We start from the raw sequence: 3591 nt of genomic DNA, 5'->3' as shown, positions 1-3591 counted from the left end.
AAAGAGGACCCAGCGTGAGTACCCTGACCGCGGAAGAACAAGCCATCGTCGACACCGTGCGCGACTTCGTCGATCGGGAGGTCCGCCCGGTCGCCCGGGACCTGGAACACGCCAACGACTATCCCGAGAAGCTCATCGAGCAGATGAAAAAGCTCGGCATCTTCGGCCTGGCCATTCCGGAACCCTACGGCGAGGTTGCCGTCTCCACCCCCTGCTACGTCCAGGTCACCGAGCAGCTCGCCCGCGGCTGGATGAGCCTGGCCGGCGCGATGGGTGGCCACACCGTCGTCTCCACGCTCATCCTCACCTTCGGCACCGAGCAGCAGAAGCAGCGTTATCTGCCCGCACTGGCCAGCGGTGAGATCCGCGCCACGATGGCGTTGACCGAACCCGGCGGCGGTTCCGACCTGCAGGCCCTCACTACCAGCGCCCGCCGCGCCGGTGAGCACTACGTGGTCAACGGGTCGAAGACGTGGATCACCAACGCCCGCCGCTCCCAACTGATCGCGCTGCTGTGCAGGACCGATCCGAAAGCCGAGCCCAGGCACAAGGGCATCGGCATCCTGCTGGTCGAACCCGGCGACGGGTTCACCGTGTCCAAAGACCTGCCAAAACTCGGCTACAAGGGCGTCGAAAGCTGTGAACTGTCCTTCGATGACTACCATGCCCCCGTCGATACGCTGCTCGGCGGCGAGGAAGGCCGCGGATTCGCGCAGATTATGAAGGGCCTGGAGATCGGCCGGATCCAGGTCGCCGCCCGCGCCCTCGGTGTCGCCCGCGCCGCGCTGGACGACGCGCTGCGTTACGCCCAGGAACGCGAGGCCTTCGGCAAGCCGATCTGGAAACACCAGTCCATCGGCAACTATCTCGCCGACATGGCCACCAAGTACACCGCTGCCCGCCAGCTCGTCCTCCTGGCCGCCGACCGCTACGACGCCGGCGAGCGATGCGACCTGGAAGCCGGGATGGCCAAGCTGTTCGCCTCGGAAACCGCAATGGAGATCGCGCTCAACGCGGTCCGGGTACACGGCGGCTACGGCTACTCCACTGAGTTCGACGTCGAACGCTACTTCCGCGACGCCCCACTCATGATCATCGGCGAAGGCACCAACGAGATCCAACGCAACGTCATCGCCGCCCAGCTCATCGCCCGAGGGGGAATCACCGTTGCATGAGAGCGCTGGATAGCGCTGTTCATGCCGCCTCGCCTCTCGGTGAGGCACCCCCGGTCTGACCCGCTGGCGCGGTGCCGGGTTCCCGCTTCACAGCCACCGGCCCCGCAGGCGGGGTCTTACGGTCGACTCCACGGGCAGTTTTAACGTCGCCGATGTACTGGCGGTCGACGAGGTTATGCAGGTTGACCGCGGCGTTGGCGTCGCGGTCGATCGCCAGCCCGCAGGACTGGCAGTGAAAGGTAGTGAAAGGTGCGGTCGGCCAGGGTCAGGCTTGGGTTTCGCCAGCCACAGCCGGAGCAGGTCTTCGAGCTTGGATACCAGCGGTCCGCGACGACCAGCCGCGACCCGTACCAGATGGTCTTGTAGGCGAGCTAGCGCCCGGCGGCCCACTCGATAGGGCTGCACGGATCTCAATCTTGTTGTGATCACGAGACGAGGGGGGTCCTGGCGTGGGCCGGTGGGAGGACGAGCATTTTGCCCGGTTGGAGTGTGACGTGCCGGTGCGGGGGCCGGCGCTGATGCTGCACCGGCCGGATGACCCGGTGGTGATCCTGTGACCGGGGGATGGCCGTTGCTGGTCCTGGACGGCGACGGCGCCCTGATCACCAGCTTTCCGCGGGCGGAGTTCGACCGGGCCCACCGGTGGGCGCCTGCCCGGGCCGGGGAGCCGGTGGTGGAACTCCCGATCCTGGTGGAAGACCTGCTGGTACGGTTGACGTCCTCTCTCGCCTGAAGGCGAGGGATTCCAACTCTTACACGCCCACCGGAAGGGGAGGTGCGGAATGTTGAGGTTCGCGGTTCACCGGCACGGCCAACGTCGCGCCTCCCCGCGCAGTCACGGACCGTCCGGCCGCGATATTCCTTGCAGCGTTCACGTCGGCGTTGCACTCGTGCCCGCAGGCGACACACCGGAATCGAGATTGGTTCTCTCTCGATTCGGCGGCCACCTGCCCGCAGACCGAGCAACGCTGACTGGTGTAGGCGGCCGGGATTTTCTCCACCCGTCCGGGGGCTTTCTGTTCCAGCCGTTGGACGAGGAGCCCCCAGCCGGCCGCGAGGATACCCCGGTTCAGCCCGGCTTTCTGCGCCACATTCCGCCCGGGGCTCTCGACCGTGCCCCGGGCCGAGCGGGTCATGCCCCGGATGTTCAGGTCTTCGACGCGGATCAGGTCGTACCGGCGGGCAAGATCGGTGGAGGTTTTCTCCGCCCAGTTTCTCCGCCGGTCGACTTCCCGGGCTTTCACCCGGACAACCTGAGTTTTCAGCCGGCCGCGCCGGTTGCTGCCCCGTTTCGCCCGGGCCAGCCGTCGTTGCAGTCGCCGCAGCCGGGCCGCCTCGGCGGGCCGCAGCCCTGGGCAGGCCAGCAGCTCCCCCGTCGACAGGGCTACGGAGACCGCCACCCCCCGATCGACGCCGACGATCCCACCGGTCCCGGGTGCTTCGATCGGCGCGGGTGCGGCGGCGAACGCCACCTGCCAGCGTCCCGCCCGGTCCCAGGTGACCCGGAACGACTTCGCGTCGGGAACGGTCCGGGAACGACGAAACCGCGCCCAGCCCACCTTGGGGATACGCACCTGCGACCAGCGGCGGTTCACCTGACGGACATCGCCGGGTTTCACCGCGACGATCCGGAAACCCTCGGACCGGCCACGTTTCCGAAACGACGGACGCCGATGGGAACCCCGGAAAAAGTTGGCCATCGCCCTAACGAAGTCCCGCAGGGCCTGCTGCTGCACGATGATGCTGCCCGCCGCCAGCCACGGGTTGCCTTTCCGGGCTTCGGTCAACTGCCGGTTCTGCTCCGCCTACCCCGGTGCAGGTCCGCGCCACGGCCGGTACCACGACTGCTGTTCTACCGCGAGATTCCATACGTACCGGGCCTGCCCGCAATGCTCTTCCATCACAACCGCCTGTTCGACGGCCGGGTAGAGCCGGAACCGGGACATGCTTCCATTCTACCGAAGAAAGGCCACCGAATACCCAGCGAAAGTCGGCGTTTCCTCCCCGGCCTGAAGGCCGGAGCATCCACGCCGAGATCCCGGTGACGGCAGCGGTGGGCAAACGGCAGGCCGTAGTCGCGGTGCTGCTGAGGGCCGGTCGCGTACTGGTCATCCGGCGTGGGCCGCAGGCGCAGAGACCGGGCTACTGGGCTCCGCTGAGCGGCCGGATCGAGCCCGGCGAGAGCCAGGCTGCGGCGCTGGTTCGCGAGGTCCGCGAGGAGGTGGGGCTGGTGGTCACCCCCCTTGCGAAGGTCTGGGAATGCGACACCGACGACGGCAGCTACCAGCTGCACTGGTGGACCGCCGAGGTCGGATCCGACGAGGAACTGATCCTCGACCCGGGCGAGGTGAGCGACGCCCGCTGGGTGACGCCGCACGAGTTCACCCGGCTGGAGCTCACGTTCGCCGGTCACCAC

Annotated in this window: 4 protein-coding genes and 1 pseudogene; 3 read left to right on the top strand and 2 right to left on the bottom strand. The window is 67.6% G+C overall.

The window, feature by feature from the left end; genetic code table 11:
* Positions 1 to 14 precede the first annotated feature (14 nt).
* A complete protein-coding gene (locus AC08OP_RS16980) occupies positions 15 to 1175 on the top strand; it encodes an acyl-CoA dehydrogenase family protein (protein WP_476615088.1) in 1161 nt (386 codons plus the stop codon).
* A gap of 173 nt (positions 1176 to 1348) precedes the next feature.
* Here the strand turns inward: AC08OP_RS16980 and AC08OP_RS16975 are convergent, their stop codons facing one another.
* Positions 1349 to 1513, bottom strand: a complete 165-nt coding sequence (locus AC08OP_RS16975) for a hypothetical protein (protein ID WP_476615092.1) — start codon at positions 1511 to 1513, stop codon at positions 1349 to 1351.
* Positions 1514 to 1728: 215 nt separating this feature from the next.
* Between AC08OP_RS16975 and AC08OP_RS16970 the strand changes: the two genes are divergently transcribed.
* Complete coding sequence (locus AC08OP_RS16970) at positions 1729 to 1908, top strand: hypothetical protein (protein WP_476615087.1); 180 nt, start codon at positions 1729 to 1731, stop codon at positions 1906 to 1908.
* A 19-nt stretch (positions 1909 to 1927) separates the two neighbouring features.
* Here the strand turns inward: AC08OP_RS16970 and AC08OP_RS16965 are convergent.
* Positions 1928 to 3121: pseudogene (locus tag AC08OP_RS16965) on the bottom strand (RNA-guided endonuclease InsQ/TnpB family protein).
* A gap of 95 nt (positions 3122 to 3216) precedes the next feature.
* On the opposite strand from AC08OP_RS16965, the gene AC08OP_RS16960 reads away from it, so the two are divergent.
* Positions 3217 to 3591 (top strand): NUDIX hydrolase (locus AC08OP_RS16960; RefSeq protein WP_476615086.1); only part of this gene is annotated, 375 nt, incomplete at its 3' end.

The sequence above is a fragment of the Frankia sp. CeRuru1 genome, assembly GCF_977966315.1.
The sequence above is the reverse complement of the archived record's forward strand: the minus strand, read 5'-3'. Positions and strand labels throughout refer to the sequence as shown.